This is a genomic window from Rhodoferax sp. SPJ21 (genome assembly GCF_058216335.1).
The window spans coordinates 1,536,682-1,553,894 of sequence record NZ_JBYZMO010000001.1; the positions used below are offsets into that span (position 1 = coordinate 1,536,682).

Here is a 17,213-nt window from a genome sequence, read left to right on the forward strand (position 1 = left end):
TGCCGACAATCGGGTTTCGTAAAACCCCATTGCCATGGACTCATCCAGTCAAGACAAAAACCTACCCGCGACCGAACGCAAGCTACAGCAAGCGCGCAAGGACGGACAGGCATCCCGCTCCAAGGATTTGTCGCACCTGGCCGTGCTGGGTACGGGTTCAGTCGCGGTTCTGGTACTCGCCCCCTCGCTGCTGGAGCATTTGCAGCTCGCCATAGCCCAACAGCTGTCGTTCAACGCCAGCACCCTGGCCAACAATGGCAGCATGGTAGACCGCCTGCAGGACATGGTCATGATAGGCATGGCCGCCAGCGCCGCATTTGCCGCCATCGTCATGGCTGCCGCCATAGGCAGCGCCATCGCCTCGGGTGGATGGATCATCAGCCTGAAACCCCTGATGCCTGACTTCAACCGGCTCAATCCGATCTCCGGCCTGGGGCGCCTGTTCTCCAAAGAGCAGGTCACGGACATCCTGAAGCTGCTGGTCATTACCGCGATTCTGATTGCGGTGAGCTGGACGTACCTGAAAGACAGCCTGGAATCCGTGGGACAGCTGATGCTGCAACCCAGCAGGCTGTCCATCCAGCAACTGGCCAGCTGGATTAGCTCTGGCATGAGCATGCTGTTGTTGGTCGTTTTTGCTGTGGCTGTGATCGACGTGCCGCTGCAGACCTTTCTGATGAAGTCCCGGCTGAAGATGTCGCACCAGGAAGTCAAGGAGGAACACAAACAATCTGACGGCAACCCGCAGATGAAAGGCAAAATGCGCGCCCGCGCCCGTGAGATCGCCCAGCGCAGCAGCGTCAGCGCGGTCCCCAAGGCTGATTTCGTCGTGATGAACCCGACCCACTTTGCTGTCGCCCTGAAATACGACGAAAAGACCATGGCAGCACCGCAGGTCATCGCCAAAGGCGCAGACCTGGTGGCCATGAAGATACGGGACGTAGCCAATAGCCACTCCATTCCGGTGCTGCAATCGCCCATGCTGGCACGGGCCCTGTACGCACACGCAGAGATAGACGGCGAAATCCCATCCGCCCTGTACACCGCGGTGGCACAGGTCCTGGCATACGTATACCGGGTTAAGGCCGCCATGCGAGGCGAAGGGCAAATGCCGGACAGCTTCACCCAGCCCCATGTCCCAGCAGATCTGGACCCGCTGAGCAAGACCATTTTGGCTGAGGCGACCACGTGAACCCGCAACTCCAGTCATTGCAGAAATGGTTCAACACCAACAAATCCCTGGTGCAAGGGGTTTCGGCCCCCATCATGGTGGTGACCATTCTTGCCATGATGGTGCTGCCCATGCCAGCATGGCTGCTGGACACCTTCTTCACCATCAATATTGCCGTGGCACTGATGGTGATGATGGTTGCGGCTTACATGACCCGGCCATTGGACTTTGCTGCATTCCCCTCGGTACTGCTGCTCACCACATTGATGCGGCTGTCGCTTAACGTGGCATCTACGCGTGTAGTGCTGCTCGAGGGCCATACCGGCGCAGGCGCAGCCGGCGCGGTAATCGAGGCCTTTGGGCACTTTCTGATCGGTGGCAACTTTGCGGTGGGTTTGATCGTTTTCGCCATCTTGGTGGTGATCAACTTTGTCGTGGTGACCAAGGGCTCCGAGCGTATTGCGGAAGTGTCCGCACGGTTCACCCTGGACGCCATGCCCGGCAAACAAATGGCCGTTGACGCGGACCTCAACGCAGGCTTGATCAACGAGAAGGAAGCTAAGCGCCGTCGCGCAGAAGTAGGAGAAGAAGCCGATTTCTTCGGCTCCATGGACGGTGCCTCCAAGTTTGTGCGCGGCGACGCCATCGCTGGCATTTTGATCTTGCTGATCAACATCGTAGGCGGCTTCACCATCGGCGTGCTGCAGCATGGTCTGACGGCCTCCAAGGCTGCCGACACGTACATCTTGCTGGCAGTTGGCGATGCGCTAGTGGCGCAAATCCCTGGCCTACTGATCTCCATCGCCGCAGCCATGGTGGTGTCGCGGGTCGGCAAGGACGATGACATTGGCAAGCAAATCATTGGCCAGTTGTTCGAATCACCCAAGGTGCTGGGCATCACCGCTAGCATTTTGGGTTTCATAGGCGTTATTCCCAATATGCCGCATGTCGTGTTCTTGTCGACAGCCGCCGTGCTGGGCTATATGGCCTGGGCCATTGCCCATAGACCCGTTCCGCAGGACTCGACCTTAATCGTCGGTCCGCCGCCCACCGACGGCGAAGCCACCTGGGACGACCTGCAGCCGGTAGATCTGCTGGGCCTGGAGCTGGGCTATCGACTCATCACCCTGGTAGATAAAACCCGCCCCGGCGACCTGCTGACCCGCATCAAGGGGGTCAGGCGCAAATTTGCCCAGGAGGTGGGCTTCTTGCCACCGCCCGTGCACGTCCGCGACAACCTGGAGCTCAAGCCCAGCGCGTACCGCATCACCCTGCGCGGTGTGGTGGTAGGAGAAGGCGAAGCCTTCCCCGGCATGCACCTGGCGATCAACCCAGGCGGCATCACCACGCCGCTGATTGGCACAGCTACCACCGATCCGGCCTTCGGCTTGCCCGCCCACTGGATCGATGAACGGCAAAAGGAAGCCGCACAAATGGCAGGTTTTACCGTGGTTGATTCGGAAACCGTGATGGCCACACATTTGTCACACTTGATGCAAGTGCAGGCGGCACGGTTGCTCAGCCGCACAGAGACGCAGCAGCTGGTCGAACATGTCAGCAAACTGGCTCCCAAATTGATCGAAGAGGTGGTTCCCAAAATGGTGTCTATCGCCACGTTCCAGAAAGTCTTGCAGCTGCTGCTGGAAGAGTCTGTGCACATCCGCGATATACGCACCATTGTCGAATGCCTGGCCGAACACGCCGGCAATACGCAAGACCCAGCCGACCTGGCCCGCCGCGTACGCATTGCGTTGTCGCCGGCCATCGTGCAACAGATCTACGGCCCCACCCGCGAGCTCAATGTCATCGCCATCGAACCAGGCCTGGAGCGCATGCTGGTGCAGGCCCTGGGCAACGCAGCCGGGCCGGCGCTGGATCCAGGCGTTGCCGACTTGCTGACCCGCAACGTGGCCGATGTCGCGATGCAGCAGGAAGAGCTGGGCGTTCCCGCCTGCCTGCTGGTACCTGACCAGATCCGCAATGCTATCTCCCGACTGGTGCGCCGCGTTGCACCCCGCTTGCAGGTGCTGGCACACAGCGAAATCCCCGAAACACACACCATCCGCATTGGCCCGATTCTTAAAGGTGCACTGACATGAACATCCAACGCTTTCACGCTGCAACATCTCGCGAAGCATTGGCCAAGGCCCGTGCAGTCTTTGGGGAAGGCACACTCATACTGTCAAACCGCCCTACGCCCACCGGCGTGGAAGTGGTGGCAACCGCCGAGGACGCCTTGTCTGCACTGGACAAGGTGGCAGAGTCTTTAGGCCGGCCCGCCCAAAATATGCCGGCCGCAGCCAACTCCGCCGCAACGCAGGCCATGGCGCAAATCCCGGTGCAGGAAGACACAGAACAGCTGGCGATGAGCACGCTGTCGTTCCAAGACTATGTGCGCGAGCGCATGCTGCGCCGCCGCCATGAAACCGTCAGCGGCCCCAACGACGAAGGCCTGCCTCCCAAGTCAGCCCATCGCACCCCCACTGAGAAGCCCAAGCCTGCGGCACCACCTCCCCGGGCCAACCATGCGCTCCCCCTGGCGACACCTGGATTTAGCAAACCCAAAGCAAGCCAGGCATCCGCCGTCATTAACTCCAAAGGTATCGTGGACGAGCTGCAGTCCATGAAAGACCTTATTGAAGAGCGCTTCAACACCATGGCCTGGTTAGGCAAGGCCAACAGCGATCCGATCCAGTCGAACCTGATGCTCAAGCTCATCCGGGCGGGCTACTCCCCCACCTTGGCGCGGGCCGTTATTGAGCGCCTGCCCGAAGAAGCCACCGCAGCAGAGGCCGTTCGCTGGTTGATGGATGTACTGGAGCGCAATTTGCACACCGACGCAGGTGCCCAGTCCATGGTGCAGGAAGGTGGCGTCTATGCACTGGTGGGCGCCACAGGTGTGGGCAAAACCACCACCGCAGCCAAGCTCGCAGCGCAATGCGTGCGCATGTACGGCACCAATAGCGTTGGGCTGATCACCCTCGACACCTACCGGATCGCCGCCCATGAGCAATTGCGGGCTTACGGGCGCATGCTGGGCGTAGTAGCCCACCTGGCCCATGACCGCGCCGCCTTGCAGGATCTGCTTGGTTTGCTGAGCAACAAGAAAATGGTGCTTATCGATACCACGGGGTTGGCCCCCAGAGACCCACGCAAGCGTGACATGCTGGACGTACTGGATCTGCCAGGCGTGAACCGCCTGCTGGTGGTGAACGCCGGCGGCCATGGAGACACGCTGGACGAGGTGCTCACCTCCTTCAAGACCCGTGGAATACAGCAAGCCATTCTGTCCAAGGTAGACGAAGCCGCCAAATTGGGCCCTGCGCTGGACGCCATCATCCGCCACCAGTTGGTGCTGCGCGGTGTGTGCAACGGCCAACGCGTGCCAGAAGACTGGGAAGCCGCCGACGCCAAAAAGCTGGTGCGCGCATCCATGCGCTCGTCAAGCAAATCGGCATTCGACCCCAAGGCGCTGGACCTGAACTTCTTCTTCTCGCCCGGCCAGCCCGAACCTGACCGCAAGGAACGGGTACATGCTTGAATCCTGCGCCGACCAAGGCGAAAGCTTACGGCGATGGATACCCAAAGCCGCTTGGAGCGTGATCGCCATGGTCAGCCAGGGAGATGTGTCCACCGAACTGCCACTTCTGTGGCAAGTTTGTGGCGCTTTACAAGAGTTGCAATACCGCGTGACCGTGCTGGACGCCACGACCCAGGAGTCGGACGACAACCCCGGTTTACAGAACCTACTGGATAGCGCACACTGGCTAGAGGACGCACCGGCTCCCGTGATGCCGCTGCACATCGTGCCAGCCCGGCGAGGGTTGAGTCGCCTGGCACAGCTTGCCAGCCAGGACCACCCCATGCCTTTGCAGCCATTGGGCCACTTGTTTCGCAACTGCGACGTCGTCGTACTCTACGGGAGTGCTCCCTTGTTGACCTCGCTACTGATAAATAGCGAGGTGCGCCCCCTTTTGGCGGTCACATCACTGCGAGAATCAGTGCTGGAAGCCTATAAAAATATCAAGAATCTGTTGCTGCAAGCGCGGCTGTTACCCATTATTGTGCCGGTCATAACCTCTCCCATACAACGCGCAGAAAACCTGGCAAGAACCACGGGCCGGGTGCTGCAAAAATGCGCTCGGATATACCTGGGCTGCAATACCGAGTTCATGACGGTGCGCTCCTTCCAGCAGCACAAACCCGTGTGGGACGATGCCCGCAGCCTCGTGCTGCGCCTCATGGCCAATGCCGCCCCGGTCGTACAAGGTACGTCCACGGCAACGCACCACAAAACATGGGTTTCAGGCATCTCCGTCATGGGGGCCCGCTGATGTATACGGCCAAAGGTCACATGGACCGCGAACACATGATTCGCCAGTACGTGCCCCTGGTTCGGCGGCTGGCGCACCACATGATTGCCAAGCTGCCACCGAATATCGAACTCGACGACCTGATACAGGTTGGCATGATCGGCTTGTCGGAGGCATTGACACGCTACGAAGTCGCCCAGGGCGTGCAGTTTGAGACCTTTGCCACGCAGCGTATACGCGGCGCCATGATTGATGAACTCCGCGATAGCGACTGGATGTCCCGCGGCTCTCGCAAAAGTCAAAAAGACATTGAACGGGCAGTTCAAAAGCTGGAGCAAAAGCTGGGGCGTGGACCCATGGAATCCGAAATTGCGGCCGAGCTAGAACTCTCGCTACCCGAATACCAGAGCCTGCTGGGCAAGGTGCGGGGCACCCAACTGATCTACCTGGAAGATATGACGGGCGGGGGGGACGACGAAGCCGGCTTCCTAGACCGCCACGTGGCAGATGAGACGGCAGACCCCTTGCACTTGTTGCGTGATCACCGACTGCGCGAATCGCTGGTAGAAGCCATCAAGACACTGCCAGAACGCGAGCAATACATCATGAGCATGTATTACGAAAGCGATCTGAATTTGAAGGAAATCGCTGCGGTGCTGGAGATCACGGAGTCTCGCGTTTGCCAGCTGCACAGCCAGTCAATTGCCCGACTGCGGGCCAAAATGCGCAGCCATTAGAGCTTGCTATCTGTGGGTTCCATGAAAAAAGCCGCTCCATCAGGGCGGCTTTTTTGTCGGGGTCAAGAAGCACTCAGGTCGCCATGGCCGCGTATATGCGGGCCGCACCGCCTCGATAAGTCGATGTCTTTGCGCCGTTGCCGTAGGTCTGCGCTTGTGCAGCCTGGGGCAACACCGCAGCCAGAGCCCGGTCCACCACGACAGCCCGTCGCAATAAATTAGAGCGCTGCTGGGACAGCGTAAGCGAGACCCGCTCCAGCCGTTGGCGCAGCGCCTGGTCTAGTCGGGCTGAAGCCGCAGGACCTTGCAACAAACCAGACAACCCCGCCACAGCCTGTCTCAAGGCAGAGCTGGTGGACTCCAAAACCAGGGGTTCGCCAGACAGCAGTGCGGCAGAAACATCTCCCAGCAACTGCTCAACCTGGGACAAACTGTTTTCCAAACGGGATGCAAACATGGCTATTGCCCCAGGTGAGAAGACAGCAAATATGCGCTTACTTGGAGGTGACGCTCAGCATTTCCTGGGCGTTGGAAAGCAATTTGCCGGCAATTGCCTCCGGATTGACCTTGAAGGTACCGTCCTTGATGGCAGCTCGCAGCTCGGCCACCTTCTTGCTGTCGAAGTCGGAGCTGACGCCCCGGTCGGCTGTTTCCAGGGTGCGAGCCAAGGTGGAAACGGACACGGAGGCGCCTGTCGAGGGCGCCGTCTGGGCGCTCTGCTGCGCAATGCTGGCGGGCGCAGCGCTTTTGTCCTGCTCGGCCTTTTTGAGGCTGGCAGAACCAACCGCTCCCGGTAGCTCTTGTCCTGTTCCAATTTTCATCACACTCTCCAACCGCCTCAAACGTGAAGCATCGTAGCAATGGTTTCGGCAGAATCCGCATAATCTTTAGCCCTAAAAACAGTCGTTGGCGTAAAAAAGCTGATCTTGTTACATTTCAATCCGGACGGTACGGGCATCCAGCACCATTCCAGACATGACACGCCCGCTATCCATGCGCACCCGTGCGACCTGGCCCACCACACCTGCCGTCATGGCCTGGCCATCCGAAGTTACCTGAAAACCCGTGCCCTGGGCCACAACCCGGATCTGCGTCCCAGCCTGGAACACCTGGGCTGGCCTCAGCATAGATTGGCGTATTGCCTGCCCGGCACCCCAGGAGCGCGTTGCGATCTGCCCCACCCACTGCTCCGGCAGGGCTACAACCGGCGAAACATCATCCGCCCAGTCCACTTCCGCGGCCATGGCGTCTGCCATCGTCAGCACGGCGCCTGCATTGACATTCGATTTAGCTATCCAGGCCGGGCCGAAAGCCTTCACCGTTACAGGCAAAAAGACATTCCAGCGTGCCGCGCCGTCCACGCAGCGCAGACCTATGCGGCTTTTCCCCCACAAGCGGGTACCAGCAGGAATGTAAGGCTCAACCTTGGCGCACGGCGCCAAACGCAAGCGTGTGTCCAGCGCGCCCACCACCACTTCCATGCGTAACGGCGCACCGCCCCCGGGCACATCGCTTGGCACTTGGGCGACGGCCGACTCCACCCAGCGCTGCCCCAGGGTCAGCGCTTCTGACTCCACCTGGGCTTCGGCCCCTGTGGACAACAACAAGGCCACCAAAGCGACGCCGGCGCCACGGCGCACGCCCCTGAGGGAAGAAAGAAACTGCATAACACCTCCATGCCCCGACTGGTCTCACGCGGAAAACCACGCTGATTCGGTCCGCAACTTGCGGAACTATAGGCAAACACACTCCTAGACAAAGCCGGGAACTGGGCAGAAATCACCCGCTTCTTCCAGGGCTCAAAAAGCTCAAGTTTTTTAATAATTTGCCCAACGCGAGAGCCGGGATGGCACCGGATGTCTCGAACTAGCGAAAACGCGAGGTGTCGCATGTTGGACAAAATGGTGGGTGGGCTTGATTTCCAGAGCAAGGCATTGGTGCTGCGCGCTGAGCGCCAGCGCGCCATCGCCAGCAATATCGCCAACGTAGACACACCCGGCTATGTGGCGCGCGACTTCAAGTTCAAAGACGCCATGGAAGCAGCCACATCCAGCCCCGGTTTGGTTGCGGGCAGCAAAACCGACGCCAGGCACATGAGCATGCCGGAGTTGAGCGACAGCACCATTGGTGGAGGTCAGAAACTTGGCTACAGCGTGCAAAGTCAACCTAACCTTGACAACAACACAGTAGATCTGGACCGCGAACGGGCCAACTTTGTAGACAACTCGGTTCGTTACGAAGCCACGCTGCGCTTCATCAACGGGCAGGCCAAAACCATGCTCAGCGCCATCACGGGGCAATAAGCCCAGGCCGCCCTCAAGGAGTGACGCATGTCCATGTTTTCCATATTCAATGTCTCTGGCAGCGCCATCAGCGCACAGTCACAGCGCCTTAACGTGGTGGCCAGTAATCTGGCCAACGTGGACGCAGTGGCCGGGCCAGACCAGCAGCCGTACAAAGCGCGCCAGGTGGTGTTCCAAACCACGCTGATGGGCGCCGAAAGCGCTGCGGGCGTCAAGGTAAAAGAGATTACGGAAAGCCAACAACCCGGTCGCAAGGTGCTGGACCCGACCAGCCCCTTGGCCGACGCAGACGGCTATGTCACCCACTCCAACGTGAACGCTGTGGACGAAATGGTGAACATGATTTCCGCTTCACGCTCGTACCAGAACAACGTCGAAGTCATGAACACGGCCAAAACCCTGCTGCTCAAAACACTGCAGATGGGTCAATAATTTTTTTCAGGAAGCCCTGCCATGGATTACTCCGCCATCAACTCCGTCAGCAGCTCCATCGCAGGAACATCCACGTCCAGCAGCAACAGCACGACGGCAGCTGCTTCCGAAGACCGGTTCCTGAAACTTCTGGTCGCCCAGCTGAACAACCAGGATCCCATGAACCCCATGGACAACGCGCAGATGACCAGTCAACTGGCGCAGATCAACACCGTGTCGGGCATACAGACGCTGAACGACACCATGAAAAGCATGGCTACGCAAATCGCGGCGCTGCAATCCCTACAGGGCAGCGCCACCATCGGCCATGACGTACTCACCGAAGGCTCCACACTGGATATCGTAGATGGCGTTGGCAAAGGCTCGTTCGATCTGAGCGCTAACGCCGATGCGGTGAAGGTGCAAGTCAGCACCGCCGGCGGAACCGTGCTGGGAACCGTCAACCTGGGCGCCCAAGAAAAGGGTCGCCAAGCCTTCACATGGGATGCCTCGGCCTACACAGGCTCCGGCGACCTGAGCTTCAAGGTCACGGCCACCAATGGCGGAACCGCCGTGACCACAACCTCACTGCAACGCAACAAGGTGGTGGCCGTCAGCAACGACAACAACGTTCTGAATCTGCAGCTGCAGAACGGATCGTCGGTGGCATACGCCAACGTCAAAGCCATTCTGTAAATCCAGCCCCTCTCTCACCGTACTTTCAGGAGCACTCCATGAGCTTTCAACAAGGCCTTTCCGGCTTGAACGCCTCCAGCCAAAACCTGGACGTGATTGGCCACAACATCGCCAACGCCAACACCACCGGCATGAAAGCCTCGCGCGCCGAATTTGCGGAGCTGTACGCCTCTTCCTTGGGTAGTACCGGCGGTGTGAGCAAGGGCCTCGGAGTCGAAGTGCAGACCATCTCACAGCAATTCACCCAGGGCAACATCAGCGTCACCGGCAACTCGCTGGACGTAGCCATCAACGGCAACGGCTTCTTCCAGCTGCAACTGACCGACGGCAGCACGGCATATGGCCGGGACGGCGCATTCAAGCTGAATAAATCCGGTGAGATCATCACCAATGATGGCGCCCACCTTCTGGGACTCACCGCAGCCGCCGACGGCACCATTCCGACCGGCGGCGCCATAGGCCCATTGACACTGCCCACCGGCGGCGAAATCCCAGCAGTCGCCACATCGGCGATCACACTGGGCTTCAACCTGGATGCATCCGCCGCCGTGGCCACCGGTGGCCCACCGCCCGCCGCGCTGGTGCCAGTGCTGCAAACCTATGGCACGTCCATCACCACCTACAACGCCCAAGGTGCGGAAATACCGGTGAGCATGTATTTCACCAAAACCGCAGCCAACACCTGGGACGTCTACGCCAGCGTAAACGGTGGCACAGTGACCAAACAAGGTACCTTGACCTATGACGTTAACGGCAACCCGATCTCACCCAGTCTGACCAGCCTCACGCTGCCAACGGCCACCGGCGGCACGGTGACGGCCACACTGGATGTCAATGGGTCCACCCAATACGGCTCAAAATTCGCCGTGAATACTGCCACCCAGAACGGCCAGGCTCCCGGCACGCTGACCGCCATCACCATCGACACGAGCGGTATCGTTCAGGGCACCTACTCCAATGGCAAGGCACTGGCTGCTGGACAAATCCAGCTGGCCACCTTTACGAATGTGCAGGGCCTGGCACCGATTGGCAGCAATTTCTGGCGTGCCACACCGTCCAGCGGTGACCCATCGGCCAAAGGTGTACCCGGCAGCGGCAACCTGGGCTCTCTGCGTGCCGGCGCCCTGGAAGACTCCAACGTGGACCTGACCAAGGAACTGGTCAACATGATGACCGCCCAGCGCGCCTACCAGGCCAATGCACAAACCATCAAGACCCAGGACCAGGTGATGTCCACCTTGGTGAACCTGCGCTAATAAGCTGGCCAGCCTGAGGACGCCCCGCCATGGACCACATCATTTACACCGCGATGACAGGTGCCAACACCGCGTCGAACCGACAAGCGGTGCTGGCCAACAACCTGGCCAACGTGTCCACCAACGGCTTTCGGGCAGAGCTGGCAGCATTCCGCTCGGTACCCTTGAACGGCCCCGGCTCCAGCACCCGCGTCTTTGCACTGGAAACCACCACCGGCCACTCGGAGCTACCTGGCCCGGTACAGCGCACCGGCCGCAATCTGGATGCCATGGCCCAGGGCAATGCCTGGTTCGCCGTACAAGGCCTGGACGGCACCGAGGCCTACACCCGTTCCGGCGTGTTTGAAATATCCCCCACCAGTACCCTGGTCACGCCAACCGGCCTGCCCGTGTTGTCCGACGGCGGCGGCCCTATCGACGTACCCAATGGGGCAGAAATTACCCTGGGCAGCGACGGCAACATCAGTGCCAAGGTGGCCGGTCAAGCCCCCACCAACTTGGGTCGCCTGAAGATGGTGACCCCAACCACCGACGATCCGCTCAAACGAGGCGACGACGGCCTGTTTCGCGCCACTTCCGGCGACCCCCTGCCCCAGGATGGCACGGCCAAGCTGCTGGCCGGCGCCATAGAAGGCTCCAACGTCAATGCCGTGGAAACCATGGTCGGCATGATCCAAGTGGCACGCCAGTTCGAAACCCAGATGCGCCTGCTGCAAACCGCCGAGACCAACGACAAAAGCGCCAGCCAGCTGCTGAACGTACAGGGCTGAAACGCCCGCTAAAGAGAAAGAACTGCCATGATCAACTCCCTGTGGATCGCCAAGACCGGCATGGAAGCCCAGCAAACCCAGCTGGACGTCATCTCGCACAATCTGGCCAACTCCTCGACCACGGGCTACAAACGTGCCAACGCGGTTTTTGAGGATCTGATTTACCAGAACCTACGCCAGGTCGGCGCCAACAGCACGGAACAAAACCAGCTTCCCACGGGCCTGCACCTAGGCCTGGGTGTGCGCACGGTGTCCACTACCCGCTCGTTCGCTCAGGGCAGCCTGCAACAAACCGGCAACACCCTGGACGTCGCGATCAACGGCAACGGCTTCTTCCAGGTCAACCAATCGGATGGCACCATAGGCTATACCCGCGATGGCTCCTTCCAAGTGGATTCGCAAGGTCGCCTGGTCACAGCCGAAGGCCTGACCGTAGCCAGCGGCGTCACCATTCCGGTGAACGCCCAAAGCGTCACCATCAGCACCGACGGCTCCGTCTCCGTCATGCTGGCAGGCAATGCAACGCCCCAGCCAGCGGGCAATATCACCATGGCCAACTTCATCAACCCGGCCGGCCTGGAGCCCAAGGGCGGCAATCTGTACGTCGAAACCGCCGCCTCGGGCCAACCCACCACCGGCACCCCCGGCGTCAGCGGCATGGGCGTGATCAAGCAAGGCTTCGTCGAAAGCTCGAACGTGAACATGGTGCAAGAACTGGTCACCATGATCCAGACCCAGCGCGCCTATGAGATGAACTCAAAAGCCGTGCAAACCTCCGACCAGATGCTGCAAAAGCTGGCACAGCTCTAGAACTACGCGAGGAGTTTCACCATGCGTATCCACTTGACTGCCGCTTTCGCACTCGGCCTACTCTGCACCGGCTGCGCAACCATACACAACTCGCCCAAGGTCGACTTCTCCGAAGCAACCACACCTCGCGCCATTCCCGACATGTCGCAGGAGTCGAACGGCCCCGCCACGGGCAGCCTGTTTTCCTCCAACCGCTACCGGCCCGGATTCGAAGACCGGCGCCCCCGTATGGTGGGTGACACCTTGACCATTCAGATCGTCGAAAACGTCACAGCCAGCCAAACCTCCACCTCGACCATCGACCGCAAAGACGCCCTAGCATCGAGCGTGACGGCCCTACCCTTCACCGGCACCGGCATGCTGGGCAAACTGGGCGTAGGCGCAAATTCATCCAACGCGTTCTCTGGCAAGGGCGGCACCAGCAGCGCCAACACCTTTACCGGCTCCATTACCGCTACCGTGGTCCAGGTCCTGCCCAACGGGCACCTGGTCGTGGCGGGTGAAAAGCAGATCGGCGTCAACGAAAACGTGGACGTGCTGCGCTTCACAGGCACGGTGGACCCCCGCGCCGTCCAGCCTGGCAGCATCGTCAGCTCTTCGGCCGTTGCGAATACGCGCATTGAATCCAAGGGCCGTGGTGCGCAGGGCGAAGCCCAGGCATTAGGCTGGTTGTCCCGGTTCTTTTTGAACGTTCTGCCTTTCTGATGCGCCGGAAAATAGTGCTAAAGGTTTAGCCAAATCGGCCGAACCACTCTGTAGAACAGGTTGTTCGCCATGCATTTCCTCCGCCGTCAGCCAGCACGCCGTGTTTCGACATGGATGTCAGTGCTGTGCATGGCCGTCGGCATGCTGGCAGCCCTGCCGGCCCAGGCTTTGCGCATCAAGGAACTGGCCGAAATACAAGGCGTACGTAGCAACCAGTTGACCGGCTACGGCCTGGTGGTGGGCTTGGATGGCACCGGCGACCAAACCACCCAAATGCCCTACACCTCCCAGAGTCTGGGCAGCTATCTGCAGCAAATGGGCATCACGCTACCCGCCAGCCAGGCTTCGTCGCTGCAGCTGAAGAACGTGGCAGCGGTCATCGTCACTGCCCAGTTGCCCGCATTCGCCCAGCCAGGCCAGAAAATTGACATCAACGTCGCCTCGATGGGCAATGCCAAGTCGCTCAAGGGTGGCTTGCTGATTGCCACCCCACTGCGCGGCGCAGACGGTGAAATCTACGCTATGGCCCAGGGCAATATGGTGGTGGCCGGCGCTGGCGCAGCCGCTGGCGGCAGCAAGGTGCAGATCAACCACCTCAGCGCGGGCCGCATCCCCGAAGGCGCGCAGGTAGAACGCAGCGTTCCGACACCCTTGCAAGACGGTGACTTCATCACGCTGGGGCTGAACTCCTCCGACTTCCAGACCGCGCGCCGGGTCGCCGAAGCCATCAACAACAAACTGGGCCGTGGCCTGGCGAATGCACTGGATGGTCGCACCATCAAAGTGCGAGCCCCCAACGACCCGAACTCCCGCGTCAACTTCCTGGCCGACCTGGAAGAACTGCCGCTGGAAGCCTCTGCACCAGCCGCCAAGGTGGTCATCAATTCGCGCACCGGTTCTATCGTGCTGAACCAGTCCGTCACGCTCGGCCCTTGCGCCATCGCCCACGGCAACCTGTCCATCAGCATCAGCACCACGCCGTCGGTTAGCCAGCCCAACCCGCTGTCCCAAGGCCAGACCGTGGTCACAGAAAAGAGCAATATCCAGATCAAGCAGGAGCCCGGCATCTTGATCCAGGTGCCGCCCTCTCCCCAGCTGGCGGACGTGGTGCGCGCCCTGAACGCCCTGGGTGCAACACCGCAGGACCTGCTGGCCATCCTGCAAGCCATCAAGGCCGCAGGCGCATTGAATGCCGAGCTGGAGGTTATATGACCCATATGGCAGCCCCCTGGCTTGGCCGCGTTTAAGACGATGAAAGGTTGATATGTCCATCCAGCAGACATCTTCCGTCGCAACCAACTCGCTCGCTGCAGACGCAAAGTCGCTGAACGCGCTGAAACTGCAGGCCGGCAAAGACAGCCCGGCCGCCATTAAGGAAACCGCCAAGCAGCTGGAATCCCTGTTCATGCGCGAGCTGATCAAAAGCATGCGCGAGGCGACCACCAAGTCCGGCATGATGGACAGCGCCGGCGAAAGCCTTGGCACCGACCTGCTGGACCAGCAGTTTTCGGTCATGATGTCTGGCCAACCCGGCGGCATCTCGGCGGCCATTGAACGCCAGCTGTCACGCCAGACCGTGCCCGACGACAGCTCAGGACTCAAGATGGGCCCCGCACCCAGCCCCGCTCCTGCCAAGCCGGCCACCATCAGCCAAACCGAGTTTGTGGAAAAGCACAACACTGCCGCCTCTGTGGTGGAGCAGGCTACCGGCATCCCCGCCAGCTACATGCTGGGCCAGGCCGGCCATGAAACCGGCTGGGGCAAACATGAAATCAAGAACGCCGACGGCAGCACCTCATTCAACCTGTTCGGCATCAAGGCCGGCGCGGGTTGGACCGGAAAGACCGCCACCGTCACCACCACCGAGGTCGTGAACGGCGAGGTGCGCAAGGTCAAGGCCAAGTTCCGCGCCTACGACTCGTACCAAGATTCGTTCCGCGACTACGCCAAGCTCATCAACGACAACCCACGCTACGCCCAGGCTCGCCAGCAAACCGGCTCAGCCCAGGCCTATGCCACCGAACTCAAGCGTGCCGGCTATGCCACCGATCCCGACTATGCCGCCAAGCTGAACCGGGCCATCAGCACCACGCAGCAGCTGCGCCGGGCCTACGCATAAGAGAGCACCATGGCTGACCTTCTCAATCTCGGGGCGCGTGCGCTGGTGGTCAATGCAACCGCGTTGCAAACCATTGGCAACAACATCTCCAACGCCAATACGGTTGGCTATTCGCGCCAGTCCGTCGTACTGAAGACGGTCGAAGGCCAGTTCACGGGTGGTGGCTATATCGGCCAGGGTGTAGACCTGGCGACCATCCAACGTAACCACGACGAATACCTTACGCGGCAAGCGGCCCTGTCCAAGTCGGTCACCACATCGGACGTGTCCCGCGCCAACAAGCTGCTGCTGATGGAAAACGTCTTTACCGGCGGCAAGAATGGACTAGGCGCGGCGGTCAATGACATGCTGAACGCGTACTCTGACGTATCCAGCGCCCCGACCGACCTGACCGCGCGCACCGTGGTGCTGAGTCGCACCAACGAAGCCGCCGCCCGCTTCAACGACGCAGCATCGCAGCTGGACAATATCCAGAGCGGCCTGACCACCGAGCTGCAGGACAAAGTCACGCAGATCAACACGCTGACCACCAATATCGCCGCCGTCAATGGGCAGATCCAGCGCGCCAAAGGAACGGGGCAGTCGCCCAACGACTTGCTGGACAAACGCGACAACCTGATCAACCAACTCAACCAGTACGTGCAAACCAGCCAGATTGAGGCCGACGATGGCACCGTCACGGTGCTGGCCTCTGGTAGCCAGCCGCTGGTGCTTGCAACGACCGCTGCCGCGTTGAAGGTGCAGGCCGATCCACAGGACGCTTCACGCAGCCAGGTCACCATCGTGCGCGGCAATTCCAGCGTGGTGTTGGACGAGAACATGATGGGTGGCGGCGAAATCGCCGGCCTGCTGAAATTTCAGAACTCCGACCTGGCCGAGGGCAAGAACCTGCTCGGGCGCTTGGCCGTCAGCATCACCACCGTCGCCAACGCGCAGCACAAGCTGGGTCTGGACCTGGACGGAAATCCCGGCGGCAATCTGTTTAGCCCGGTCGTCATGGCGAATGGCGCAGGTGCCCCTGCCAACACCGGCAGCGGCACGGTTGCCGTTGCGGTGGACCCGGCCAACGTCGCCAAGCTGCAAGCCTCCGATTACCTGGTGACCTACAGCTCCAGCAGCACCTTCACGGTAACGCGCAAGTCCGACAACACCGTCATCACCCCCGACGCCACCACCGGCAGCTATGACGGCCTGATGCTGACCATGGGTGGTACCGCCAACGCCGGCGACAGCTTCTTGGTGCAGCCGTACAACACCGCCGCAGCCAAGATCACGGCCGCCTTCTCATCGCCCCGCCAGCTGGCCGTGTCCAGCCCGGTGCAGGCCAGCATGGGCACCACCAATACCGGCAGCCTGTCGGTCGGCAACCTGACGGCCAAGTCTGTGCCCATACCGGCGGCCGTTACGCTGACCTTCACTGGCACCAACACATACACCCGCTCGGACGTGGCCGGCACATTTACCTACAGCCCAGGCACGGCCATTCCCGCCGACACCACGAACCCCGCCAATGGTTGGTCGCTGACCATGGCAGGCGTGGCCCAAGCTGGCGACACTGTGACCCTGGGCCCGGCCAACACCAGCTTCGCCCAGCTCAACGCAGGCAATGCAGGCGCCTTGATGGGCCTGCGTGACATACAACTGTTCGACGGCGCCAAGCTGTCCGACGGCTATGCCGCGCTGATGTCGCAGGTCGGCGTCAAGGTGCAAAGCGTGCAGTACACCGCCGACGTATCCAAATCGATCTCCGACAACCTGGAGACATCGCGCACCGGGGTTTCCGGCGTCAACCTGGACGAAGAAGCCGCTCGCCTGCTGCAATACCAGCAGGCCTACCAGGCATCGGCCAAGATGATCCAGATCTCGCAAAGCATTTTCGACAGCATGCTGCAAAGCATTGGCCATTGATACCCGAGGAGAGT

General features: G+C 60.6%; 18 protein-coding genes. 15 read left to right on the top strand and 3 right to left on the bottom strand.

The genetic code is table 11. The features are described 5' to 3' along the window. Positions 1-34 precede the first annotated feature (34 nt). The 5 genes from AC4BBN_RS07030 to AC4BBN_RS07050 are packed head-to-tail and all read left to right on the top strand — an operon-like array spanning position 35 to position 6,221. Positions 35-1,192 (top strand): EscU/YscU/HrcU family type III secretion system export apparatus switch protein, encoded by a 1,158-nt coding sequence (locus tag AC4BBN_RS07030; RefSeq protein ID WP_490591225.1) that lies wholly within the window; start codon positions 35-37, stop codon positions 1,190-1,192. Beyond that, complete coding sequence (gene flhA / locus AC4BBN_RS07035) at positions 1,189-3,270, top strand: flagellar biosynthesis protein FlhA (RefSeq protein WP_490591226.1); 2,082 nt, start codon at positions 1,189-1,191, stop codon at positions 3,268-3,270. The genes AC4BBN_RS07030 and flhA overlap by 4 nt, the downstream gene beginning before the upstream one ends. Continuing rightward, positions 3,267-4,712: a flagellar biosynthesis GTPase FlhF gene (gene flhF / locus AC4BBN_RS07040; protein WP_490591227.1), complete on the top strand. Its 1,446-nt coding sequence runs from the start codon at positions 3,267-3,269 to the stop codon at positions 4,710-4,712. Before flhA ends, flhF begins: the two co-directional genes overlap by 4 nt. Then, positions 4,705-5,505 (top strand): P-loop NTPase family protein, encoded by an 801-nt coding sequence (locus tag AC4BBN_RS07045; protein WP_490591228.1) that lies wholly within the window; start codon positions 4,705-4,707, stop codon positions 5,503-5,505. The genes flhF and AC4BBN_RS07045 overlap by 8 nt, the downstream gene beginning before the upstream one ends. Further along, a complete protein-coding gene (locus AC4BBN_RS07050; RefSeq protein ID WP_490591229.1) occupies positions 5,505-6,221 on the top strand; it encodes an RNA polymerase sigma factor FliA in 717 nt (238 codons plus the stop codon). Before AC4BBN_RS07045 ends, AC4BBN_RS07050 begins: the two co-directional genes overlap by 1 nt. Positions 6,222-6,294: 73 nt before the next feature. On the opposite strand, the gene AC4BBN_RS07055 is transcribed toward AC4BBN_RS07050, so the two are convergent. From AC4BBN_RS07055 to flgA, 3 genes are all read right to left on the bottom strand, one after another. After that, positions 6,295-6,678, bottom strand: a complete 384-nt coding sequence (locus AC4BBN_RS07055) for a hypothetical protein (protein ID WP_490591230.1) — start codon at positions 6,676-6,678, stop codon at positions 6,295-6,297. A gap of 37 nt (positions 6,679-6,715) precedes the next feature. Next, positions 6,716-7,042, bottom strand: a complete 327-nt coding sequence (flgM, locus tag AC4BBN_RS07060) for a flagellar biosynthesis anti-sigma factor FlgM (protein WP_490591231.1) — start codon at positions 7,040-7,042, stop codon at positions 6,716-6,718. A 108-nt stretch (positions 7,043-7,150) separates the two neighbouring features. Further along, positions 7,151-7,888, bottom strand: a complete 738-nt coding sequence (gene flgA, locus AC4BBN_RS07065) for a flagellar basal body P-ring formation chaperone FlgA (protein WP_490591232.1) — start codon at positions 7,886-7,888, stop codon at positions 7,151-7,153. A 222-nt stretch (positions 7,889-8,110) separates the two neighbouring features. Here flgA and flgB point away from each other — a divergent pair, with 222 nt between their 5' ends. From flgB to flgK, 10 genes are all read left to right on the top strand, one after another. Next, the gene (gene flgB / locus AC4BBN_RS07070) at positions 8,111-8,524 is read left to right on the top strand and encodes a flagellar basal body rod protein FlgB (RefSeq protein WP_490591233.1); all 414 of its coding nucleotides are present in this window, start codon (positions 8,111-8,113) and stop codon (positions 8,522-8,524) included. A gap of 27 nt (positions 8,525-8,551) precedes the next feature. After that, a complete protein-coding gene (gene flgC, locus AC4BBN_RS07075; RefSeq protein WP_490591234.1) occupies positions 8,552-8,956 on the top strand; it encodes a flagellar basal body rod protein FlgC in 405 nt (134 codons plus the stop codon). Between the two features lie 21 nt (positions 8,957-8,977). Then, positions 8,978-9,631, top strand: coding sequence for a flagellar hook assembly protein FlgD (locus AC4BBN_RS07080; RefSeq protein ID WP_490591235.1), 654 nt, complete (start codon positions 8,978-8,980; stop codon positions 9,629-9,631). 38 nt (positions 9,632-9,669) lie between these two features. Then, entirely contained in the window at positions 9,670-10,887 is a 1,218-nt protein-coding gene (flgE, locus tag AC4BBN_RS07085) for a flagellar hook protein FlgE (protein WP_490591236.1), read from the top strand. Between the two features lie 29 nt (positions 10,888-10,916). Continuing rightward, positions 10,917-11,657 (top strand): flagellar basal-body rod protein FlgF, encoded by a 741-nt coding sequence (gene flgF / locus AC4BBN_RS07090; RefSeq protein WP_490591237.1) that lies wholly within the window; start codon positions 10,917-10,919, stop codon positions 11,655-11,657. 27 nt (positions 11,658-11,684) lie between these two features. Next, complete coding sequence (gene flgG, locus AC4BBN_RS07095; RefSeq protein ID WP_490591238.1) at positions 11,685-12,467, top strand: flagellar basal-body rod protein FlgG; 783 nt, start codon at positions 11,685-11,687, stop codon at positions 12,465-12,467. A gap of 21 nt (positions 12,468-12,488) precedes the next feature. Next, positions 12,489-13,172 carry a flagellar basal body L-ring protein FlgH gene (locus AC4BBN_RS07100; RefSeq protein ID WP_490591239.1) on the top strand — a complete coding sequence of 228 codons (684 nt, stop codon included), beginning with the start codon at positions 12,489-12,491 and terminating at the stop codon, positions 13,170-13,172. Between the two features lie 114 nt (positions 13,173-13,286). Further along, the gene (locus AC4BBN_RS07105) at positions 13,287-14,384 is read left to right on the top strand and encodes a flagellar basal body P-ring protein FlgI (RefSeq protein ID WP_490591405.1); all 1,098 of its coding nucleotides are present in this window, start codon (positions 13,287-13,289) and stop codon (positions 14,382-14,384) included. Positions 14,385-14,436: 52 nt separating this feature from the next. Continuing rightward, entirely contained in the window at positions 14,437-15,291 is an 855-nt protein-coding gene (gene flgJ / locus AC4BBN_RS07110; RefSeq protein WP_490591240.1) for a flagellar assembly peptidoglycan hydrolase FlgJ, read from the top strand. A gap of 9 nt (positions 15,292-15,300) precedes the next feature. Further along, positions 15,301-17,199, top strand: coding sequence for a flagellar hook-associated protein FlgK (gene flgK / locus AC4BBN_RS07115; protein WP_490591241.1), 1,899 nt, complete (start codon positions 15,301-15,303; stop codon positions 17,197-17,199). Positions 17,200-17,213 lie beyond the last annotated feature (14 nt).

Coding starts and splice junctions, on each gene's coding strand:
- AC4BBN_RS07030 (WP_490591225.1), top strand. CDS start 35: ATGGACTCATCCAGTCAAGACAAAAACCTACCCGCGACCGAACGCAAG.
- flhF (WP_490591227.1), top strand. CDS start 3,267: ATGAACATCCAACGCTTTCACGCTGCAACATCTCGCGAAGCATTGGCC.
- AC4BBN_RS07045 (WP_490591228.1), top strand. CDS start 4,705: ATGCTTGAATCCTGCGCCGACCAAGGCGAAAGCTTACGGCGATGGATA.
- AC4BBN_RS07050 (WP_490591229.1), top strand. CDS start 5,505: ATGTATACGGCCAAAGGTCACATGGACCGCGAACACATGATTCGCCAG.
- AC4BBN_RS07055 (WP_490591230.1), bottom strand. CDS start 6,678: ATGTTTGCATCCCGTTTGGAAAACAGTTTGTCCCAGGTTGAGCAGTTG.
- flgM (WP_490591231.1), bottom strand. CDS start 7,042: ATGAAAATTGGAACAGGACAAGAGCTACCGGGAGCGGTTGGTTCTGCC.
- flgA (WP_490591232.1), bottom strand. CDS start 7,888: ATGCAGTTTCTTTCTTCCCTCAGGGGCGTGCGCCGTGGCGCCGGCGTC.
- flgB (WP_490591233.1), top strand. CDS start 8,111: ATGTTGGACAAAATGGTGGGTGGGCTTGATTTCCAGAGCAAGGCATTG.
- flgC (WP_490591234.1), top strand. CDS start 8,552: ATGTCCATGTTTTCCATATTCAATGTCTCTGGCAGCGCCATCAGCGCA.
- AC4BBN_RS07080 (WP_490591235.1), top strand. CDS start 8,978: ATGGATTACTCCGCCATCAACTCCGTCAGCAGCTCCATCGCAGGAACA.
- flgE (WP_490591236.1), top strand. CDS start 9,670: ATGAGCTTTCAACAAGGCCTTTCCGGCTTGAACGCCTCCAGCCAAAAC.
- flgF (WP_490591237.1), top strand. CDS start 10,917: ATGGACCACATCATTTACACCGCGATGACAGGTGCCAACACCGCGTCG.
- flgG (WP_490591238.1), top strand. CDS start 11,685: ATGATCAACTCCCTGTGGATCGCCAAGACCGGCATGGAAGCCCAGCAA.
- AC4BBN_RS07100 (WP_490591239.1), top strand. CDS start 12,489: ATGCGTATCCACTTGACTGCCGCTTTCGCACTCGGCCTACTCTGCACC.
- AC4BBN_RS07105 (WP_490591405.1), top strand. CDS start 13,287: ATGTCAGTGCTGTGCATGGCCGTCGGCATGCTGGCAGCCCTGCCGGCC.
- flgJ (WP_490591240.1), top strand. CDS start 14,437: ATGTCCATCCAGCAGACATCTTCCGTCGCAACCAACTCGCTCGCTGCA.
- flgK (WP_490591241.1), top strand. CDS start 15,301: ATGGCTGACCTTCTCAATCTCGGGGCGCGTGCGCTGGTGGTCAATGCA.